At 57.2% G+C, this 20,927-nt stretch carries 20 protein-coding genes; 15 read left to right on the forward strand and 5 right to left on the reverse strand.

From position 1 onward, the window contains the following. The 9 genes from K6T64_RS02515 to K6T64_RS02555 all read left to right on the forward strand — a co-directional run bounded on the left by K6T64_RS02515 (position 1) and on the right by K6T64_RS02555 (position 10,302). The gene (locus K6T64_RS02515; RefSeq protein WP_288008425.1) at positions 1 to 1,050 is read left to right on the forward strand and encodes a 2-hydroxyacid dehydrogenase; all 1,050 of its coding nucleotides are present in this window, start codon (positions 1 to 3) and stop codon (positions 1,048 to 1,050) included. Beyond that, complete coding sequence (locus K6T64_RS02520; RefSeq protein ID WP_288008426.1) at positions 1,050 to 2,558, forward strand: FGGY-family carbohydrate kinase; 1,509 nt, start codon at positions 1,050 to 1,052, stop codon at positions 2,556 to 2,558. Before K6T64_RS02515 ends, K6T64_RS02520 begins: the two co-directional genes overlap by 1 nt. A 42-nt stretch (positions 2,559 to 2,600) precedes the next feature. Then, positions 2,601 to 4,058, forward strand: a complete 1,458-nt coding sequence (locus K6T64_RS02525) for a xylulokinase (protein WP_288008427.1) — start codon at positions 2,601 to 2,603, stop codon at positions 4,056 to 4,058. A gap of 16 nt (positions 4,059 to 4,074) precedes the next feature. After that, positions 4,075 to 4,731: a class II aldolase/adducin family protein gene (locus K6T64_RS02530; protein ID WP_288008428.1), complete on the forward strand. Its 657-nt coding sequence runs from the start codon at positions 4,075 to 4,077 to the stop codon at positions 4,729 to 4,731. Between the two features lie 43 nt (positions 4,732 to 4,774). After that, positions 4,775 to 6,181 carry an ABC transporter substrate-binding protein gene (locus K6T64_RS02535; RefSeq protein WP_288008429.1) on the forward strand — a complete coding sequence of 469 codons (1,407 nt, stop codon included), beginning with the start codon at positions 4,775 to 4,777 and terminating at the stop codon, positions 6,179 to 6,181. 95 nt (positions 6,182 to 6,276) lie between these two features. Continuing rightward, complete coding sequence (locus K6T64_RS02540; protein ID WP_288008430.1) at positions 6,277 to 7,215, forward strand: carbohydrate ABC transporter permease; 939 nt, start codon at positions 6,277 to 6,279, stop codon at positions 7,213 to 7,215. 1 nt (position 7,216) lies between these two features. After that, positions 7,217 to 8,032, forward strand: a complete 816-nt coding sequence (locus tag K6T64_RS02545; protein ID WP_288008431.1) for a carbohydrate ABC transporter permease — start codon at positions 7,217 to 7,219, stop codon at positions 8,030 to 8,032. A 15-nt stretch (positions 8,033 to 8,047) separates the two neighbouring features. Continuing rightward, entirely contained in the window at positions 8,048 to 9,184 is a 1,137-nt protein-coding gene (locus tag K6T64_RS02550) for an ABC transporter ATP-binding protein (protein ID WP_288008432.1), read from the forward strand. Next, on the forward strand, positions 9,184 to 10,302 hold the full coding sequence (locus K6T64_RS02555; protein WP_288008433.1) for an ABC transporter ATP-binding protein: 1,119 nt from the start codon (positions 9,184 to 9,186) through the stop codon (positions 10,300 to 10,302). Before K6T64_RS02550 ends, K6T64_RS02555 begins: the two co-directional genes overlap by 1 nt. 73 nt (positions 10,303 to 10,375) lie before the next feature. Here K6T64_RS02555 and K6T64_RS02560 read toward each other — a convergent pair whose 3' ends face one another. Continuing rightward, entirely contained in the window at positions 10,376 to 11,269 is an 894-nt protein-coding gene (locus K6T64_RS02560; RefSeq protein WP_288008434.1) for a P-loop NTPase family protein, read from the reverse strand. A gap of 109 nt (positions 11,270 to 11,378) precedes the next feature. Between K6T64_RS02560 and K6T64_RS02565 the strand changes: the two genes are divergently transcribed. The 3 genes from K6T64_RS02565 to K6T64_RS02575 all read left to right on the forward strand — a co-directional run bounded on the left by K6T64_RS02565 (position 11,379) and on the right by K6T64_RS02575 (position 12,802). Then, positions 11,379 to 12,059 (forward strand): GntR family transcriptional regulator, encoded by a 681-nt coding sequence (locus tag K6T64_RS02565; protein WP_288008435.1) that lies wholly within the window; start codon positions 11,379 to 11,381, stop codon positions 12,057 to 12,059. A 195-nt stretch (positions 12,060 to 12,254) separates the two neighbouring features. Then, positions 12,255 to 12,545, forward strand: coding sequence for an AbrB/MazE/SpoVT family DNA-binding domain-containing protein (locus K6T64_RS02570; RefSeq protein WP_013076943.1), 291 nt, complete (start codon positions 12,255 to 12,257; stop codon positions 12,543 to 12,545). After that, on the forward strand, positions 12,542 to 12,802 hold the full coding sequence (locus K6T64_RS02575) for a type II toxin-antitoxin system RelE family toxin (RefSeq protein ID WP_288008436.1): 261 nt from the start codon (positions 12,542 to 12,544) through the stop codon (positions 12,800 to 12,802). Before K6T64_RS02570 ends, K6T64_RS02575 begins: the two co-directional genes overlap by 4 nt. Here the strand turns inward: K6T64_RS02575 and K6T64_RS02580 are convergent. Continuing rightward, on the reverse strand, positions 12,792 to 12,977 hold the full coding sequence (locus K6T64_RS02580; RefSeq protein WP_288008437.1) for a hypothetical protein: 186 nt from the start codon (positions 12,975 to 12,977) through the stop codon (positions 12,792 to 12,794). The genes K6T64_RS02575 and K6T64_RS02580 overlap by 11 nt on opposite strands. 172 nt (positions 12,978 to 13,149) lie before the next feature. Between K6T64_RS02580 and K6T64_RS02585 the strand changes: the two genes are divergently transcribed. From K6T64_RS02585 to K6T64_RS02595, 3 genes are read left to right on the forward strand one after another with little or no spacing between them, the layout of a single operon-like run. After that, positions 13,150 to 13,998: an enoyl-CoA hydratase/isomerase family protein gene (locus K6T64_RS02585; protein ID WP_288008438.1), complete on the forward strand. Its 849-nt coding sequence runs from the start codon at positions 13,150 to 13,152 to the stop codon at positions 13,996 to 13,998. After that, a complete protein-coding gene (locus K6T64_RS02590; RefSeq protein ID WP_288008439.1) occupies positions 13,995 to 15,182 on the forward strand; it encodes a CaiB/BaiF CoA transferase family protein in 1,188 nt (395 codons plus the stop codon). Before K6T64_RS02585 ends, K6T64_RS02590 begins: the two co-directional genes overlap by 4 nt. Before the next feature lie 21 nt (positions 15,183 to 15,203). Then, entirely contained in the window at positions 15,204 to 16,508 is a 1,305-nt protein-coding gene (locus K6T64_RS02595; RefSeq protein WP_288008440.1) for an MFS transporter, read from the forward strand. Positions 16,509 to 16,905: 397 nt separating this feature from the next. On the opposite strand, the gene codA is transcribed toward K6T64_RS02595, so the two are convergent. The 3 genes from codA to K6T64_RS02610 are packed head-to-tail and all read right to left on the reverse strand — an operon-like array spanning position 16,906 to position 20,859. Next, entirely contained in the window at positions 16,906 to 18,201 is a 1,296-nt protein-coding gene (gene codA, locus K6T64_RS02600; RefSeq protein ID WP_288008441.1) for a cytosine deaminase, read from the reverse strand. Continuing rightward, a complete protein-coding gene (locus K6T64_RS02605) occupies positions 18,198 to 19,592 on the reverse strand; it encodes a cytosine permease (RefSeq protein WP_288008442.1) in 1,395 nt (464 codons plus the stop codon). The genes codA and K6T64_RS02605 overlap by 4 nt, the downstream gene beginning before the upstream one ends. Continuing rightward, entirely contained in the window at positions 19,585 to 20,859 is a 1,275-nt protein-coding gene (locus tag K6T64_RS02610) for a M20 family metallo-hydrolase (RefSeq protein WP_288008443.1), read from the reverse strand. Before K6T64_RS02610 ends, K6T64_RS02605 begins: the two co-directional genes overlap by 8 nt. Between the last annotated feature and the right edge of the window lie 68 nt (positions 20,860 to 20,927).

A 20,927-nucleotide genomic window follows, 5' to 3' on the forward strand; every position in this document is an offset into this window, starting at 1 on the left:
GTGAACATCGCCTTGGTCGGGGACGGCTTTGTCCACGCTGACATCATGGAGGCAGTGTTTCGAGAACTTTTCCCCAACGACACATACGTGAAGCTGGAAGTGGATTGGCCCTCCCGGCCGTTTCAGCGGAACGACGAGGTGGTGGAATACGTCGGCGACCCATCCGAACTGAGTTCGGTGGTCAAACAAGCGGACGTCCTCGTCGTCAGCGTCGCCCCGGTCACCCGGGCGATGATCGAGTCTTCTCCGAATCTGAAAATCATCGGATGTACCCGGGGCGGACCGGTGAACGTCAACATTGCGGCAGCCCATGATCACAATATTCCTGTGGTTTTCGCACCCGGGCGGAATGCTGCGGCAACAGCCGAGTATACCATCGGTATGCTCCTGGCCGGGTTGCGCAACATCGGCCATGGCCATGCCGCCCTTTCCCAAGGCCGATGGGTTCATGAATTCTATTTATACGAAAATGTCGGTTTTGAATTAGATGGTAAAGTCGCGGGTGTGATCGGTTTCGGAAATGTTGGCCAAAGGGTGGCGTACGTATTAAAGAGCTTGGGATGCACAGTCCTCTGTTACGATCCATGGGTCCCCCCATCGGCGATCGCCGCCGCGGGGGTATCTCCGGTGGAACGTCTTGAAGAACTTCTGCCACAGGTGGATCTTTTAACCTTACACGCCCGCCAAACGGCGGAAAACTATCACATGATCAGCGAGGAACAGTTGGCCCGGATGAAACCTTCGGCGTTCCTGGTCAACACGTCCCGGGGTGGATTGTTGGACTATGATGCGCTGTTTCGATCCCTGTCTGCAGGTCGTCTGCGCGGTGCCGCCCTGGATGTGTTTGAAGAGGAGCCTCCACCACTGGACCATCCGCTCCTACGATTGCCCAACGTGACCGTCACTCCTCACATCGCCGGCGCCACCCGGGAAACAGCAGCCCGAGGTACCCAGCTCGTGGCGGAAGCGGTGCGGGAGTTGTTGAACGGTGGTCGTCCTAACAACTGTAAATTCCCGGACGGGTGGTCGGCAAAAGGGAAGGTTGGATGATGTGTGAAGACCTCATCTTGACCATCGACGTGGGAACCAGCGTGGTCAAGGCTCTGATTGTAAACGGAAACGGCCACACGATTGCCAGGGCGGCCGAATCGATGAATGTCGAGTACTGTGGATTGCAGGCTGAACTCGACATGGAAACGGTGTGGAAAACCGTCGCGAGAGTCATGAGGTCCTGTTTAAACCGGGCCCCAAAGGAGCAGGTTGCCGCCGTGGGACTCACCGCCCAGGGAGACGGGTGTTGGCTCATCGATGCGGAGGGTCGACCCACCGGACCCGCGATCCTCTGGAATGACGGTCGGGCAAATCAGCTAGTTCAGCAGTGGGAGAGCGATGGAACGGCGGCACGATTTTTTACCCTTAATCACTCCATGCTCTTCCCAGGATCCCAAGGGGCCATTCTCAAGTGGCTGGACCTTCATGATCCCGACAGGCTTCACCGCTCTCGGTGGGCCCTCTACTGCAAAGACTGGGTGTTTTACCGATTGACCGGGATGGTACAGACGGATTTTACAGACGCTTCTCATCCATTCCTCAATATCCGAACTGGACAGTATTCGACGGATATTCTCGATCTTTTGGGCATCTCCTCTCACAGCCGTCTGTTGCCCCCGATCGCAACGGTGGAGGAAGGTCGACTAAGGTCTGACTTAGCTGGATTTTTGGGGCTGCGGCCGAGCTTGCCCGTCATTGCCGGACCCTTCGACGTCGTCGCCGCCTTGATTGGAATCGGAGCCAACCGGCCGCGGGTCGGCGGCACGGTGTTGGGGACGACGGTGGTCAACGCGCTGTTTCTGGACTCCTTACCGGAGAACCCAGTCCCCGGCGGCATGACCCTTTATGTGGCTCCGAACCGATGGTTAAAAGTGATGGCGGTGATGCTCGGTACACCAAATCTGGACTGGGCTCTTCAGAACTTGGCGTGCAAACGGGAGATGGATTCTACAAGTCTAAGTCACTACCTCGACTCCATTGGCGAAACCACCCGGCCCGGAGCGGGCGGGATCATTTACCACCCGTATCTGTCGCCATCCGGGGAGAGGGCCCCCTTTGTGAAACCCACGGCCCGGGCGCAATTTTACGGACTGTCTGTCTCTCACAGGACCGAGGACCTCATCCGGGCGGTGCTGGAAGGGGTTGCTTATTCCATCCGCGACGCGTATGAGGGGATTGCACAGGACTATTCGGCGATTCATCTAACCGGCGGAGGTGCCCAAAGCAGCCTCTGGTGTCAGATCATTGCCGATGTGACCGGCAGGGAGGTGGTCACGTTCGCTTCCGAGGAAGCGGGAGCCCTGGGAGCGGCCATCAACGCGGCCGTTAAGCTGAACATGTATCGGGACGTCCGGGCGGCCGCCGCGGCCATGATCCATGAAAAAGTGCGCTATTCCCCCAGTCCGGCGCATCATACGCTTTATTCGGAACGGTTCAAAATATACCGAGAGATCTACAGAAGGATGTGGAATATTTGGGACTTGGACGCGACCGAATTTCGGGTCTAGACCCGGAGATTTACTCAGATGCTCAATAAAGGCGGGAGGAACATGCCGGCGGTGATCGGACTCGACGTCGGGACCAGCGGCGTCAAAGGTGTCCTGTTGGACTCAACAGGGAGAGTAGCAAGCCAAGCTTCCGCTTCGTACGAAACCGATTTTCCGCGACGGGGATGGGCGGAACAGGATCCCGACGACTGGTGGTCCGCCACATGTACAGTCTTGCGCACCCTCATGGGGAGTGCACAGGGTTCACAAATCGACGGCTTAGCCATCAGCAGTCAAGCTCCAGCCTTGGTGCCCTTGGGCGAAAACGGACGGTGGATCCGACCAGCTTTAATCTGGATGGATCGCCGGGCAACTGAAGAAAGCAAAACCATCGTCCGGAGCGGAGAGTTCGGCCATTGCGACCCGTATTTTTTAGCACCGAAAGTCCTGTGGATGAAGTTCCACGAACCTGAGTTGTTCAGCCGGGTGCGATCCGTGGTACAGGTCAACGGCTACATTGTCTTCCGGCTTACCGGGGCTCAGACCATGGACGTGACCCACGGAGGTCTGACGTTGTTGTGGGATCCCGAACGTGAAGATTGGGATGCAATCAAGATCGCGCAACTTGACCTTCCACCCGACATATGGCCGCGCGTCGTCGAAGCCGTGGAGGTCGCCGAAGGGGTGTCGCCCGAAGCGTCTCGTCAGACGGGAATTCCTTCGGGAGTGCCGGTTTTTGGGGGAGCAATCGATGCGGTCACCGCCGCCCTGGCCACAGGAGCGGGGATGGGTCTTGAAGCCGTGGAGATGACGGGAACGTCGTCGGTGCTGGCGATGCGGGACCATCTCGCGTCCAGCCCGCCGGAGTGGATCCGCGTGCGGTATTTCGAGAAAGGCGTCCATTTACTCCTCGCACCCATGGTAGCAGGCGGAGGAGGGTTGAAGTGGGCCGCCCGGGTGTTCGTTGGCGAGAGGACGGCGAACCAAACGGACGCGGTCTACGCCGCCCTGGAGGAATGCGCCCGGAAATCCCGCCCTGGCGCGTGCGGTGTCCTTTTTCACCCTTACCTGCTCGGAGAACGATCACCGATCTGGAACCCTTTTGTCCGTGGGTCGTTCTCGGGCCTGTCCTTTCAAAGTACCCGCGATGACCTCATCCGGTCGATCTATGAAGGAATCGCCTTTGCCCTTCGCCATAATCTCGAACGGATCGACCCAGGCGGTGTCCTCGTCCGTGAACTCTGGGTGACGGGAGGGAGTGCGACCAGCCGATTCTGGAACCAATTGAAAGCCGACATTACGGGCCGTCGGGTGCGATGTCTTCCCGCCGCGCCGGGATCAGCCTACGGTGCCGCTGTTTTGGCCGGCATCGGGGCGGGCTATTGGAAGGACGCCCAGACTTATTGGCAACACGCCGGTGAGGTCCCAGGAGAGGTGTTTAACCCCTCCGAGATCTCGGGGTTATATGACGAAGCCTTTGCCCGTTACAAGGCGTTCTGCGAGAAACTGATTCGGGAATGAAGGAGCGTGACGAATTATGGCCGAGTATATCGAAGCGTTGAAAGAGGCCGTTCTCCAAACGGCGAAAAAAATGTACGCGTCCGGTCTGGTAAAAGGAACCTCCGGAAACGTAAGCGCCCGGGTTCCCGAAGAAGGATACATCCTGATCACTCCCACGGGCATTCCGTACGAAGACATGGAACGGGACGATATCGTGCTGGTGGACGAACACGGAGCGGTCGTGGAGGGATTTCGGAAACCCTCCAGTGAAGTGCCGATGCACACCCGGGTGTACCGGGATCATCCCTGGGTGCAGGGCATCGTCCACACCCATTCCCTTTTCGCCACCACCTTCGCTGTGCTCGGAGAGACGATTCCCGCCGTCCACTACCTGATTGCCAGCATGGGCACCACCATACCCGTGGCCAGCTATGCCACCTACGGCACCGAAGAACTGGCCGCCGGCGCCAGCCGAACCATCGGCCCCGACCATAAAGGAATTCTTCTGCAGAACCACGGCGTGTTGGCGGCGGGAACCAGTCTGGACGAGGCCTATCAGAATGCTGCAACGGTGGAATTTCTCGCAGAACTGTATTATCGGACGAGGTCCATCGGCCGGCCGATCCTTTTGTCGGATGAAGAAATCGCGCGGGTGGCCGAAAAACTAAAAAAGTACGGCCAAGAAAAATCATAACCGAAGTGCAGTCTTCGGATCAGAGTGGGGAGATGAGTGGACCATGAAGAGACACTCATGGATGGCCATGGCTTTGGGTGCACTGTTGTTAACGGCGTGCGGCGGTGGTGGTTCGACGAGTACCAGCGCCTCCACCGTCAGTTCCTACACAGGACCCTTCAACTGGAAAGCGGCCCAAGGCCAGACGATCAACGTGTTGTTTAATGAACATCCCTACGCCAATGCCATCATCAAACGTTTGCCGGAATTCCAAAAGGAAACTGGAATCACGGTGAAATACCAAGTGATTCCGGAGTCGAGCTATTTTACGAAACTGAGCCTGGACCTCGGGGCGAAAAATGGAAATATCGACGCGTTCATGACGGGGACGTACCAATTATGGGGTTATGCGACGGCGGGTTACATGGAACCCTTGGATGATCTCATTAAGAGTTCAAGCTGGACCAGCCCGGACTATGATGTTCAGGACTTTATCCCCAACGTTCTGAACGGCGACCGGTGGGACCTGAAACCCGGCAGCCCCGTGGGGACGGGACCTCTGTGGGCGATTCCCATGGGGTTTGAACAATACCCGATTACGTACAACGTCAAAGCCTTCCAGAAAGCCGGAATCACGAAACTGCCCACGACATTGCCGGAATTGGTAGACGTGGCAAAAAAACTCAACGGGTGGAACGGACCCGGCTCCTATGGCATCGCCGTACGGGGTTCTCGCAATTGGGGCACCATCCACCCCGACTACATGTCCCTCTTTTCGAATTATGGAGCTAAAGATTTTACGATTCAAAATGGCCGATTGGTAACTGGGGTGAACTCCCCCCAAGCTGTGGAAATGACACAACTGTGGATCGATATGGTTCGGCACGGGGCGGAACCCGGTTGGGCGAATTACGATTGGTACCAAAATGGCGCCGATCTGGGTGCGGGCAAGGCGGCGATGATGTACGACGCGGACATCCTCGGTTTTTTCACCAACCAGCCAGGCGGCTCCAAAGAGGCGGGAAACCTGCGGTGGATGATGCCGCCCAAAGGACCGGACGGCCAACTCGGTTCGAATGAGTGGATTTGGTCCATTGCGATGAACAAGTACTCCACTCACAAACTGGCCACCTGGTTGTTTATGCAGTGGTTTACCAGCAAGCAGCACGATCTGTGGGGAGCCACGAATGGGTATCTCATGGACCCACCCCGTCAGTCGGTGTGGAACGATCCGAAGTTCGTGGATTATGTGAACAAGGCGGCACCGGGTTATCTCGAGGTGTTCAAACAGCTCAATCCCCATACGAAGATTGAATTCACGCCAGAGCCGGAATTCTTTAACGTGGCCACCCAGTGGGCGACCAAGCTACAGGAGATCGAATCGGGCAGTGTGGACGTGAAAACCGGAATGGACCAATTGGCGGACCAAATCAACCAGATGGTGGCCGATATCAAAGTTACCGGTCAATAAAGGGACCTCAGTGCATCCTGAGCCGTTCCGGGCAATGTAACTCTGCAGCCGGGGGAGACGCGATAGCGCCTCCCCCGCGAGGAGGTGGAAAAAAGATGGAAGACATTCAAGTGAACGTTTCCCAAGAGGGCGTCACCATTCCCCGGGCTCGTAAAAAGATCTCGGACAAATGGATTCCCTACCTCGTCATGGCACCGGGTCTGCTCATTACCATCGGAGTTCTCTATCCGTTCGTCTTGGCCATTTACGACTCTCTCACGGATCTCTCCTTTAACAGCCCGACGGTTGCCTTCGTCGGACTACAGAATTATGTCGACATGTTCCGGAGTCCGTCGTTTTTCCACAGCATTTACGTCACTGTCGCATACGCCGTCATTACAACGGCCCTGGAGTTGATTGTCGGTGTGGCCATGGCTTTGATCCTTCATCGCATGACCTGGACGGCTCACCTTTTTCAGTCGTTGTTTATTCTTCCGCTGATGGTTTCCACGGCCATCGCCACCCTGTTGTGGCGATTGATGACCAACCCGACCTACGGAATTTACACGCGATTTCTAGATATATTTGGAATTCATCATTTTCCTTGGGCAAATTCCCCCCGTACCGCCTTGTTGACGGTGGTCTTGGTCGATGCATGGGTTTACATTCCGTTCGTGATCCTCATCGTTCTCGCCGGGTTAAAATCCCTACCCCCCGCGCCCTTTGAGGCCGCGCGAATTGACGGCGGGTCGTTCTGGTTCACGTTCAGGAGGCTCACTCTACCCTTGCTTCGGCCGATCCTGATCATCGTCACGTTATTCCGGCTGATGGACGGGCTGCAACAATTCACCATCATCTACGCCATGACCGCAGGCGGACCCGGGGACGCCCTGATGAACATTCCCAATCTGGCATACGAACACGGTTTCTTGTATTTGACCTTCGGGCCCTCACTGGCTTACCTGGTGTTGCTATGGGTTTTGGTCTTTATCGTGAGCCGGCTGCTGGTGGCGTACTGGAATCGGATACGCATGCAAGAAGCGGAGGGAGAGTAGCATGTCAAAGGTACTCGCCGCCGGGTTTCGGGTGGTGGTGTTGATTGTGTACACCCTGTTTTCGGTGTTTCCACTGTTCTACATGATCCTGAACTCCTTTAAATCCGATGCCGATACCTTTACCACTTTTGTGGTTTTCCGGCCGACCCTGGACAATTATCGTGCGGTGTTCGGGGACGGCACCTTTGTTCACGCTCTGGGCAATACCTTGGTCGTGAGCGCCCTGGCCGTGGCCGTCGCCCTGGTGGTGGGAGTGCCCACCGCCTATGCGTTGGCTCGGTTTACGTTCAAAGGCCGTGAAGACATTGCCTTTACCATCCTATCCTTCCGATTCGCGCCTGGTCTGCTGATCGCCATGCCCCTGTACGTCATCTACCAGCATATCGGCCTCTTCGACAGCGTCCTGGGGTTGGTCTGGGTTTATCAATTGATTGCCCTGCCGCTGATCGTATGGGTGTTGCGCTCCTATTTTGAGGGAGTGTCCATCGAGGTGGAGCAGGCCGCCCACGTGGACGGCTACACACGATTAGGCGCATTTTGGAAAATTGTGCTCCCCCTCATCCGGCCGGGCCTTGTGGCATCTGCGCTCCTGGCGTTCATTTTTTGCTGGAATGAATTTACGTTTCCGTTGGTACTGGCAGGGGCCAACGTGCCGATGGTCACCGTCCAGTCGTTGAATTTCTTCAGTTCCAACGTCATTCACTACGGCCAGTTGTGTAGCGCGGCTCTGATCTCCGCCCTGCCGGAATTCATCCTCGCCCTGTTGATCCAGCGACATCTGGTTCGGGGGCTGAGCCTTGGCACGATCAAAGGTTGAAAGGGGCGAAATCTGGTGTCATCCTTACAAGTCATCGATGTTTCGGCCCAGTATGGCAAGCGCACAGCCCTGAAGGAAACCAACCTGCGGGTGGAAAACGGCCAATTTTGCGTCATCGTTGGACCGGCGGGGGCCGGAAAGACCACGCTGTTGAACGTCATCGCCGGGATCAAGCGCCCTTCGGCGGGCCATGTGTATTTTGATGACCAAGAGGTCACTGAGGTGCCCACTTGGGATCGGAATGTTGCCATGGTCTTCGAAAATTACGCGCTGTACCCTCACCTTACCGTGTTTGAAAATCTAGCATCGCCGTTGCGCCGGCTCAAATACCCCCGGGACCGGCTGGAACACATCGTGAGGGAAACGGCGGCCCTCCTTGGGATTGACCGCCTTTTATCCCAACTGCCCGCCCACATCAGCAATGGCCAGCGCCAACGGGTGGCCATCGGGCGGGCCATCGTACGCCCTTCCCACATCCTCTTGATGGATGAGCCCCTGGCTCACTTGGATGCAAAGATCGCCGGTACGATGCGGCTCGAGTTGAAAAAATTGCAGCAGCGTCTACGCCGCACAGTCGTCTATGTCACCCACGAATATCGCGAGGCGCTATCCTTGGCGGACTGGCTGGTGGTTCTCGAAAACGGGCAGATCCTTCAATCGGGGACCCCCCGGGAAGTATTTTATGGGCCGGTCAATCTCCGCGTGGCCCGGATGTTCGGAAACCCGCCGCGAAACCTGTTGATGGGGCGGATGACGCAGGAATCGGGACGTTGGAGGTTCCAAATCGCCGGGGAAGAGGCGCGGATCGAGTTTGGCAGATGTGTGGGACACGAAAAGCTGGGGGACCGGGATGTGGCCCTGGGAGTTCTGCCCGGAGACATAGATCTAGAGATCTCTACCGATACGCCTGGTGAGGTGGGTTCCCGACCTGGCACTGTTCTGCGAGTCCGGATCGCGGCTGTGGAGCCCCAAGGACTCCGCAACCTCATCGTCGCTGAGCTTGGCAAACAGCGTCTTCAATTTTTCACCAAAGCGGCAATCCGCCCCCGATCTGGGGAAATCGTCCCCATTCGGCTTCGCCTGCATCGGGCGATGCTGTTCGACCAGAACACCGGCGGGCGTATCGCAACCGGTCAAGAGGTGATGGTCTAGTGGCCGCGAGTTTAGAACTGCGAAACGTTTATAAACTCTATCCCCGCCGATCCGAACACTCCGTCCAGGGGTTGTCTTTTACCTGTTATCCCGGGGAATTCGTGGCCATCGTCGGGCCATCGGGATGCGGCAAATCCACCACCCTGCGCATGATCGCCGGCCTGGAGACTGTCACATCCGGGGACATTCTCATCGACGGCAAGCGTGTCAACGATCTAGAACCTCATCGTCGGGGAATCGGGCTCGCCTTTGAAACCTATTCGTTGTACCCTCCCCTTTCGGTGTTTGAGAACATTGCGTTTAACTTGAAGGCAAGGGGTGTACCTTCCGAGGAGATTCGCCGGCGGGTGGAGTATGTAGCACGAGCCACCGGGATTGAACCCTATCTTCAGATGAAACCGGCCCAGCTGAGCGGAGGGCAAAAGCAAAGGGTCAACATCGCCCGAGCCATCGTCCGTGAACCGAAAATTCTTCTGCTCGATGAACCACTGTCCCACCTCGACGCGGGGGAACGGAAACAGATGCGGATCGAACTCAAACGGCTCCACGAGGAATTCGGCATGACCACCGTGTTGGTCACTCACGACCAGCGGGAAGCCATGTCGTTGGCCGACCGGATCGTCGTCATGAACGAGGGTGTGCTTCAGCAATTTGATACCGCATACCAGCTTTACGCCGAACCTGTCAACTACTTTGTCGCCTCGTTCATTGGAGATCCAGGGATGAACCTGATACCTGTGGTTTTCGATCATCAAGACCAACATCTGGCCATCCGGTTTGAGTCGGGATGGACTTATGTCGACTTGGAAACCCCGGCGCCCCTATCCCAGCCCGTGTCCGGTTGGCTCGGCGTGCGTCCCGAGGACATTGCCCTGCACCACCGCCCTGGACCCAAAACGGTGGCGGCCGCTGTGAAAGTATCCGAGTTTCTCGGCGAGCAACAACAGGTGGAGCTCGACATCCAAGGGGTTGCACTGAGGGCCTTGGTGGACGGGGACCTCACGCTTGATCCGGGGCAGTCGGTGGCCATTTCGTTCCGGCGATGGTACGCATTCGACCGGCTCGACGGTCACCGCATCATAGAGTTTACCGAAGGCATTCCCGCCGCCGCCCGGTAAGGCGCCAGATTCCCGGGGTGTGGCCCGCAACCGGGCCGCCTCCACGGTTTCGAGACTGACGCTCTTTGCGCTCTTACTTTACCTTTTTCGTTTGCCCCTTCAGACTCGGGACCAATCCTTCCGTTGGATGAAGGTCTACCGCCTCCACCACCAGATCGAGCCGGACATAAGGAAAACCGAGGTGTTCCTGAAGATACGTTTTTAGGGCTCGCAACAGGCGGGTGGCCTTGGCGGGCAGATCGGGGCCTATTCTGTAAACCACGTGGAGCGCGAGATGGAGGGGTTCGCGGTTGACATAAACCACCCCGCGTACCCGAAAGGAAGGGTGGCCCTCTTGAACGACGGCCCGGATGCCCTGTTCCACCGCACGCGGATGGATGAATACTCCACCATTGTGAAACAACGGGAAGACCACCGTCAGGTCCGGATCTGAGTCTGGGGACCGGCTGATCCGGACCTTGGCTCGGCCCAAATCGGCGATTCCGGTGCCCAACACCCGCTCTCCCAACTCCTGGATTAACCGTCGGCCAGCCCCGCGAGAGAGCCTCGCCCCGACGGCGGGAATGGCGTGCATCCCTCGTTTCCGCCGGTCGCTGGCTTCAGTGAGATGTTGGACGCTGACCACGGACTCGATGGGAATCCATTCGATCTCCCCGCGGATGCCAAGTCGGCTACAGATCAGGCGGATCATCTTTTCCGACGTCCCAAGCACCAGACAAGTCGATGGCTGGAGCTGCTTCAGCGCCTCGGCCACCTCCTTCCGGTGGAGATCGTCTGCAAAAATCGCCCGGCGCGCCGCCCCGAGCTTGGTGAACTCAAATTTTGCCGAAGCCCCGGCCAGAGGGCGGCCGCGCCGAATCAGCAGACCGTCGTCGATGATGCAATCAGCCCCCACTTCTGCAGCAATGCGGGCCGCATGATGGCTTTTCCCCGATCCGCTCGGCCCCACCAACCCGTACACTTTCATCAAATCCTTCCTTTCCCCGCCCATGATCTGTCCGCACAGGGATTTATCTGTATGATATCATCGAAGCAACACCCTTTTTTACCCTGTCATCTTATTTGGGAGTGGTACCATGCCCGAATCACCCTTCCTTTTTCCCGGCCGTGAACAAGAAGATTTTAAAAAATCCTTGCCCATGCGGATCGCCGACTACATTGTGGTCCAGATCTTCCAAGGCCAGTATAAGCCTGGGGAGAGGCTCAAAGAAGAAGAACTCGCCGCCATGTTTGAGACGAGCCGAGCTCCGGTGCGGGAAGCGCTGTATCTTTTACAGATCAACGGACTGGTGGAGCGCCTGCCCCGCCGGGGGGCGATCGTTCGCTCCTACGCGGAAAAGGAGGTCCGCGACCTCTATGAAGTCCGTCTGGCGTTGGAGAACCTGGCCATGGACAGGATTGCAGAACGCTGGCAGGAGGAATGGGAAGCTGAGTTTCACCCGATCCTTGAACGGATGGCCCAGGCGGCGGAAGCGGGGGATGCGAAAACCTACGCCCGCCATAACGCCGATTTTCACTGGTTGTTGATGCGACTTGCCGGCAGTGACATCCTGTGGAATTTGTACCGGCAAACCACGTATCCCCTCAACACCTTGACGCGGCTGTCCACTCGAACCAAGGAGGACCTGTTCCGATCGACCGGTGAACATCGGGCCATCGTAGAGGCAATGCGGGAGCACAATTTTCGCGAGGCAAAGGCTTTGTTGAGCCAGAATGTGCAACACGGATTGGAACGAGTGCTTCGGGTGCGTTTCTAAGCCCGATCCTTCCAAACGGCCACGACCGGCAGAAAAACGATTCTCCCCCCGAAAGTCGTTTGACAATTTGAACGCTTGGTGTTACCCTTTATTCAGCGGATCAGAAAATCAGAAGGGGCGATTGTCTGAATCATTCACGTGCTGGAGGGAATAATTATGGTAGTGCACGCGAGTCCAACAACAGGAGGACAAAAAATGGCAAAGGCCCGCCTTGGGAAGCGTTCGCAGATCGTTTTGCCTAAGCCAATTGTTGAAGCTCTTCAACTTGAAGAAGGTACGGAATTTGAAATCACCGTTGTGGATGGTCGCATTGTGATGGAGCCTCTTGTGTCCGTTCCACGATCGCAAGCATGGTTTTGGACGGAAAAGTGGCAGCGGGAGGAACGTGAAGCAGAAGAAGATGTTCGAGCCGGTCGATTGACAACGATTCGCAACACTGACGATCTGGACTCTTACTTTGCACAATTGGACGCCGATCGAGAATGATTGTGCGCGTAACCCACCGATTCACGAAAAGCCTCGCGAAACTCGACCCGAAATCACGCAAAGCCGTCAAGAAAGCGATGGAGCTCTTGTTGGAAAATCCTCATCCATCTTTGCGGACACGGAAGATGAAGGGATACGAAGGTGTGTTTGAGGTAAGTGCCAGCATGGACATTCGCATCACGTTCCACTATGAGAAGCCCGACACCATTGTGCTTAGGAATGTCGGACACCATGATGACGCCTTGTCTAACCCTTGAAGATTAATGCGGTATAAGCCACCAGTTGACCCCAGGGTGAAGAAAGTACCAAAGCGTGGCTGGTCTTGTGGTTATAATCCTGGCGAACGTTCGCCTCGTAAGTCCCGTACCGGTCCGCTTTGCGATACGCTTTCTTTTGATTGCTCGAAAGTTCTACACCGACCACCCCCGCCATAAAATGTGATGACCTCCGTATGGTTACAGACACGGCGATAAGTCTAAAATTCCGTTGTCAGAATCGATCTATTCTTGCATTGACGTCGGGCATTGGTTGTTTTATACTGGGTACAGAAATTGTCGACAATCGACAATTCGCGTTTGTCCCTATTCAAAAGGAGGTGAGAGAGATGAGGGTAACGGTTCGCCAGTTTGAGCCGGGGTCGGCAGTTTGGCTGCAGCTCACCGGGCCGGTGGCGGTTCTGACGATCAAGCGGCCCCACCGAAAGAATGCCCTCAACCGTTCGGCCTGGGCGACCCTCGGGGACTGGGTGCGACATTTGCCGGCCAAAACCCGTCTCCTGGTCATTCGCGGAGCCGGGGGAGATTTTTCGTCGGGCAGCGACCTCAAGGAGTTCGCCTCCCTCACGGAAGCGGAGGTGAACCAAGCCTTTGAGCTGATGGAAAATACCATTGCAGCGGTGGAATCGTTACCCATTCCGACTCTTGCGACCATCGATGGTGGAGCCTATGGGGCCGCCTTTGTGCTGACCCTCGCCTGCGATCTGCGGCTGGGGACATCCCGCGCCAAGCTCGGGATCCCCGTCGGCAAGCTCGGCATCACCCTGCAGCCGCCCTTTGTCCGCCGCATCCTGCGGGAACTTGGGCCATCTGCAGCAAAAGATCTGGTGTTCACCGGACGCATCCTCGATGCCGACATGGCCCGGGCCATGGGAATTCTGAACGACGTGGTTCCGCCCGAGCACCTGACAGACCACACGATCCGCATGGTGCGGACCATTCTTCGTCAATCCCGCGCTTCAGTACTGGCCATGAAAGAAAGTGTGCGAAAAGTCATCGCCGAAGCCCAGATGGAGGAAATGGAACAAGCAGAAAACCGCCGTGGCCGCAACTGGGTGTACGGGCCCGATTTTTTCCCGGCCGTTTCCGCCTTTGCCGCAAAACGGGCACACCGCTTTGAAAGGAGGCCAGACGCGGTCAAAACCTGCGCGGATACACCGAGGGGGGATGGACAATGACCGATTTAGCGGGTTTGACCATCGTCGACCTGACCAGAATCCTGAGCGGCCCGTTTTGCACGATGTATTTTGCCGACATGGGGGCCGAAGTGATTAAGGTCGAACCCCCCGGGGGAGACGACACGCGAAGGTGGGGCCCGCCCTTCGTGAAAGGGGAAAGTGCCTATTATCTCAGTGTCAACCGGAACAAGCGGAGTGTGGTGCTCGATATCAAAACGCCCCTCGGTAAGGAAGCGCTGAAAAGGCTGATTCGCCGGGCGGATGTCGTGGTGGAAAATTTCCGTCCCGGGACGCTGGAGCGGCTTGGATTTGGCTTCGAAGTCCTGCGGCGAATCAATCCCCGGATCATTCTCGCTTCGATTTCTGGATTCGGTCAAACCGGGCCGTACCGGGACGATCCGGGGTATGATCTCATCGCCCAGGGGATGGGCGGGATCATGAGCTCCACCGGGCAGCCGGGCGGGCCGCCCACCAAGGTGGGTTTTTCCGTCGCGGACATCGGCGCCGGGATGTGGGCGATCATTGGCATTCTGACAGCCTTGTTAAATCGGGAGAAGGTGGGGGCGCAGTGGATCGACGTGTCCCTCCTCGATGCAGTGATTTCGTGGCAAACCTACGTAGCGACGAATTTTTTCGCCACGGGAGAAGATCCGACACCCGTCGGCAACGCCCATCCGAATATTGCACCATACCAGAGTTTTGCCTCTAAAGACGGTTATTTTAATGTTGCTGTGGGAAACGATGAGATGTGGAGGAGATTTTGCGAGGCAATGGGGCGCCCGGAATGGATGGAAGATCCGCGCTTCTGTACCAACTCCCGGCGGGTGCAGAACCGGCAAGAGCTGGTGGAGCTGCTGCAACCCTTGTTTCAATCGCGAACTACGGCGGAATGGGTCGGACTGTTTCGGAGTCGCCGAATCCCGGCAGGCCCGATCTATCGATTGTCCGAGCTCTACACCGACCCACAGCTTTTGGCGCGAAATATGATCCGAATGTTTCATCATAAAAAAATCGGTGAGTTTCGAACTATTGGCGTGCCGATCCATTTTCTGCATCAGGACCGGCAAGGGCGCGAGATCGCACCGCCGCCAGCTCTGGGGGAGCATTCCCGAGAGATCCTCGGGGGCTTGGGATTTTCAGAAAGAGAAATTGAACAGATGGTTGCCGAAAGCGCGAGAAAGTAAGGAGAGAGGGGGTTGTCATCAATGTCCCAAATCAAGGATGCCGCCCGCAGCACCCAAGTTCGGCGGGCGGCCATTGCCAGCACCATTGGCACGGCCATCGAGTGGTATGATTTTTTCCTCTACGGGACAGTGGCCGCTTTGGCTTTTCCTTATCTGTTTTTTCCAAAATCCGATGTATACGTCGGAACATTGCAATCATTTACCACCTATGCGTTGGGTTTCGCCGCGCGTCCCATCGGCGCGGCGATCTTCGGCCATTACGGGGATCGCCTCGGGCGGAAAGCGACGTTGATCATCACCTTGGGGCTGATGGGCGTGAGCAGCGCCATCATCGGGATCCTGCCGACCTACACGTCCATCGGTCTCTGGGCCCCCATCCTGCTCACGATACTGCGGATGTTGCAGGGTATCGGGGTCGGCGGGGAATGGGGCGGGTCGGTGTTGCTGTCCATGGAGTGGGGCAACCAGCGGCGCCGGGGACTGATGGCGTCCTGGCCGCAGATGGGGGTGCCCTTGGGCCTGGTGCTCTCCTCCGGGACGGTGGCTCTGTTTATCGCCATTTCTGGCCCGGGATTTCTCACCTGGGGGTGGCGGATTCCCTTTTTGCTAAGTTTGGTGCTCGTGGCCATCGGCCTGTTTATCCGCCTGCGAGTCATGGAAACCCCGTATTTCCAGAAGGTCGTCGAGGAGCGGAAGGTCATTGCGGTTCCCGTCGTGGAAGTGATCCGGCGGCATCCCAAGGAGATTGTCCTTTCCGCCCTGATCCGCATGGCTGAACAGGCGCCTTTTTATATTTTTATCTCCTTTGTTCTGAGTTATGGGAAAACAACCCTGGGATTTGGCGAGGGTTTTCTCACCCTGGCGACCACGACCGCGGGGATCTTGTCGTTGTTTACCATTCCCTTTTTCGGCCATTTGTCCGATGTGGTGGGGCGGAAAAATATGTATATGGCGGGTGCCGTGCTGGTGTTGTTGTACGCGTTCCCGTACTTTGGCCTGCTCGACACGAGAATCCCGGCGTTGGTCTTCTTGGCCATCATTGTGTCCATGATCCCCCACGACGCCCTGTATGGCCCCCAGGCGGCCTTTATCGCGGAACATTTTCCGACCAATCTGCGGTACAGCGGAGCCTCCATCGGCTATCAGTTGGCTTCGGTGGTGGCGGGCGGCCCGGCACCCCTCATCGCCACCTGGCTGCTCCACACATACGGAACTGGGTACTCCATTAGCGTGTACATCGTGATCAACGCCATCATCACCATCATCGCCACGGCCATGATGAGGGAACGGGCAAAGGTGGAGATCGATAAGGAACTGCCGGTTTAAAAAAGCAGGGCCATCGTAAGATTCCTCACAAGAACCATACCACACAGAGGAATCACGATGGCCTTCACAAACCGCGTAGCGCTTCGGAGCGGTCCGGCAGATCGCCATGGTCGAAAATCACAAAATCCACCGCCCCGTCCTCATGCCTCAAGTCTGCCAAGATAAACCGTTACCTGAAACATGTATATCAGTTTCAAACACCGACCCCTCACGGGACAGGGGCACCGGTCTTACTCGGTTTCCCGGTGCCGGCTTCCCGCTTGGTCGAAGACCGCCCTGCCGGGTCGGCGCCTACACCCTCTCCACGGGCGTTTTGCGCCTCGGATCCACTCCCGGCGGCGCCATCAACTGACCTGACCCGCGCCGGCCCTGCCGCGGTCTTGAAGAAACCCGTTTATCACCGTCGGAAGTCGATCTCATGAACCGTATCATCCCACCTGACCGTGGTTCGCGGCACCGGAGTTTCAGCGACCACCTGCCCACGGGAGATGACGTATCGGGGAAGGGGCATTCTCCGCATCAAATCCCATGTATCCTCGACGGGCAGAAGGTTGAAATTGGCCGGTTTTCCCACGTCGATGCCGTATGCATCCTCCACTCCCAAGGCTCGCGCGCCCCGCCATGTGATCATGTCCACGGCCGCCATCACTTCCCGCCGACCGGTCAAATGCCCGGCATGGATCGCCATAAACGCCGGGTGCAGGGGATTCCCGGTTCCCAAGGAATACCACGGATCCATAATACAATCGTTGCCCAGCGAGACATTGATCCCGGCCTCCAACAATTCTTTGATCCGCGTAATCCCGCGGCGTTTGGGATACGCATCAAAGCGTCCCTGCAGTGTCATGTTGGTGAGGGGGTTGGCCACCACATTGATGTCGGCCTTCTTCATCAGCGCAAACAGTTTGTACGCGTAAGCCCCATTGTAGGAGTGCATGGCGGTCAGGTGGCTAGCCGTGACGCGGTCTTTCATGTCGGTCTCCAATGCTCTGGCGGCCACCACCTCTACAAAGCGAGACTGCTCATCGTCAATTTCGTCACAATGAGCATCAATTCTGCGGTCGTATTTTTCCGCCATGGCAAAACAGAAGTCGATCGACTGTACTCCGTACTCTCTGATGTACTCAAAATGCGGAATGGCACCGACGACCTCGGCACCCATGCGCAGGGCCTCTTCGAGTAGTTCCGCGCCCCTCCCGCGCTCGTACGAGTATATGCCTTCTTGGGGAAATGCTACAATTTGGAGCGAAATCTTCGGCGCCACTTTCTCCTTGATTTCAAGTAACGCCTTTAAGCCGCTGAGGTTTGGCTCTGTCACATCGACATGGGTGCGGACATACTGGATTCCTTGGGCCAACATCCATTGCAACGCGACCGTCGCCCTTCGTTTCACATCTTCGATGTTTAACTTCGGCTTTCTTTCTGACCAGCATTGAATGCCTTCCCATAATGTTCCACTCTCATTCCAGCGGGGTTCTCCCGCGGTCAGAACGGCATCGAGATGAATATGGGGCTCCACGTAAGGAGGCAAAGCAAAAAGATCGGTCCCGTCGATCACATTTCGCACATCCCGGGTATCCTCAGTCTGTCGATCCGATGGCCGGATCGTGACGATCCGGCCATCCGCCACCGCGATATCCCAGGTATGTTCTCTGCCGTACAGTCGTACGCCTTTGACCAATAAATCGATCATGCGGCAGGTTCACCTCGTTCGATCCTCGCGTCGGGTTTGATTCTGCATTGAACATAGTGGAGAATCCCCGTTAAAATCATGGTTGGATATGTGGCACCAATCGAATTGGAGAGGACATCGACGTTCCGAACGGCGAGAAAGAATCCCACCCCGATCGCCCACACCGCCATGGTCCGCCAGTTGACGCCGCCGGTGTACGCGTACTCCCCCGAGAGGTCGGTGAATGCTTCCGCACGATAGCGACCTCTCCGCACGAAAAAGTAATCGACAATGACGATGGCGCAAAGGGGGCCAAACACCATTCCAATGTAATCCAGAAATACGATAAACGAATCAAGGAAATTGCCAACAACCAAAGGAACACAGGTGAGGACGGCCGCGACGATGGTGACGACCCACAGTGCGGCAATCGGCTTGATTCGCCGGGTGATGTTGGTGAGCGAAATGCCCGCCGCCATGAGATTCACCGCGTTCGCGGTGGTGCTGGTGATGATGATCACCAATAGCGCGATAACGCCGAGCCCCAGTTTACTGACGATGGTGCTGGGATCGGAATTATTGGGGTCATAGGTTCCGGTGCTGATCGCCGCGCCTATGGCTCCGATGATGCCAACAAACGCAAACCAAAACAAGCCCAGGTTTGCCCCGATCATCGGGGCCACCACCGCTGAGCGGGCGTTTTTCGTATACCGGGTGAATTCCGCAATGGCCGGTACCCATCCCAGGCTGAAGGCGGCCATCACATCCATTGCCTTCCCAAGCGGCAGCGTTTGATCGACGGGAGGCCGCCACGTCAGGATCTGCGAGAGCGATATGTGCTGCAGAACGACGACGGTCTCCCAAAGGCCCAGAATCAACACCAGGATGACGCCCACTCTCTCGATCATTTTAACAGAATGGTGGCCCAGTGCGATGGACACCAGGTGTAAAATGCTCATAATGCCGATTCCCAACAGCATGCTCCGGTTCCCACCCGGATCGCCCAGTGCCGGCCAACCCAATGTGTCTTTGAGAATATAACCGACAGAGATGGCCGCGATAAATGTATTGACGGCGGTCCACCCCAAAAACTGGATCGTGTTCAGAATCGAAGGCAGATAACTTCCTCGAATACCCAGAGACGGGCGGGTGAGAGCCATGGTGGACGTACCCACCTTAAACCCGATAAAACCGATGAGGGCCATGACAACGTAGGCGATAGGATTGGCAACCAGTGTAACCAGCGTCGCACCGGCAAATGCCGCACCAGCGACGACGCCGCCGACATACCAGGTGCCGTTGTTGGCGTTGGCGCCCACCCACGTGGCGAGGAGGTCGCCGAAGCCCAGATTGCGGTCGGCCGCCGCAACCGGAGCAACAGCCTCGTATTCCTTGATCGATGGTCTACTCATGTTTGTCACCTGTCCATGAACGCTCAACCGGTTTGGATTGGATCATTCGGCGAACGGTTCGAAACAGCAGCTCCGTCCCCAGCGCGAGATCCTCGGTTGACGTGAATTCCAAAGGATTGTGGCTGATCCCGTCTTTACAACGGACAAAGATCATGCCATAGTCACAGACGTACGACAGCGCCAACGCGTCATGAAACGGACCGCTCATCAGCGCCGGCAAATCATACCCGAGCCCTCTGCCTTCTTCCCGGATGAGCGACTGAATCCACTCCGCACAGTACCGCGGCTCGCTCCGGAAGTCGTCGCGAATGGTGTAATCAAGCCCGTGCCGTGCCGCAATTGATGCGATGGTTTCGCGCAGTTCGCGTTCGTACCGGTTCCGGCGTTCGAGGTCGATGTCCCGCAGGTCCACGGTAAACGTGACAGCCTCCGGGATGATGTTCCGGGAATTGGGGAAAACCTTCAGATCTCCCACCGTTCCCACGCCGGGGCTGCCTTCTTCTTGCGCGACAATCCGGCGCAGCGCGAGGATCGCCTCCGCCGCTCCGACCAACGCGTCCCTCCGCAGCGACATCGGAACCGATCCGGCGTGCCCGGCGAATCCCCGGAATTCAACCGTCAACCAAACCGGACCGGAAATGCCCGTGACCACTCCCAGAGGAACCTGCAATCGGTCCAGCACGGGCCCTTGCTCAATGTGCAGTTCCAAGTACGCATGAATACTGCCGGGCGGGTACACGGATTCCGCCATTCGGTCGGGATCGCACCCGAAATCCCGAAGTGCCTGCTCTCGTGTCACTCCATCCTTATCCGTGCGTTTCAGGTCCTCGACCTCCAGTCGGCCGGTGATTCCCCTGGAACCGAACAGCCCTTTCCCCCATCGCCACCCTTCCTCATCGCAGAACGACACCACCTCTACCGGCCGAACCGGCCGAATGCCCTGCTCCGCCAGTGCAGCGGCCGCCTCGACACCGGCAAGAACTCCGGCCGCACCGTCGAAGCGCCCGCCGTAGGGTTGAGAGTCCAAATGGGAACCGATCATCAGCACCGGAGCCGCCGCATCTTCCCCTTCCAGCCTGCCGATGAGGTTGCCGAAGTCGTCAATCCGAACCTTCATCCCCGCCTCTTCCATCCAACCGCCGACCAGGTCGAACGCTCGTTTTTCCACCGGGGACAAGGCGGGCCGACAGACACCTGTTTCCTCGATCTTGCCGATTTCCGATAGTTCTGCCAGTCGACGCGACAGCCGCTGCACATTGATGTTCATGCTCTTCCTCCTCGCTTTCCCGTCCGGGTTAAAATCGCGACATATCGGGCACAAAGACGTAAAAACCG

The sequence above is a fragment of the Kyrpidia sp. genome, from assembly GCF_023512215.1.
Lineage (GTDB): Bacteria > Bacillota > Bacilli > Kyrpidiales > Kyrpidiaceae > Kyrpidia > Kyrpidia spormannii.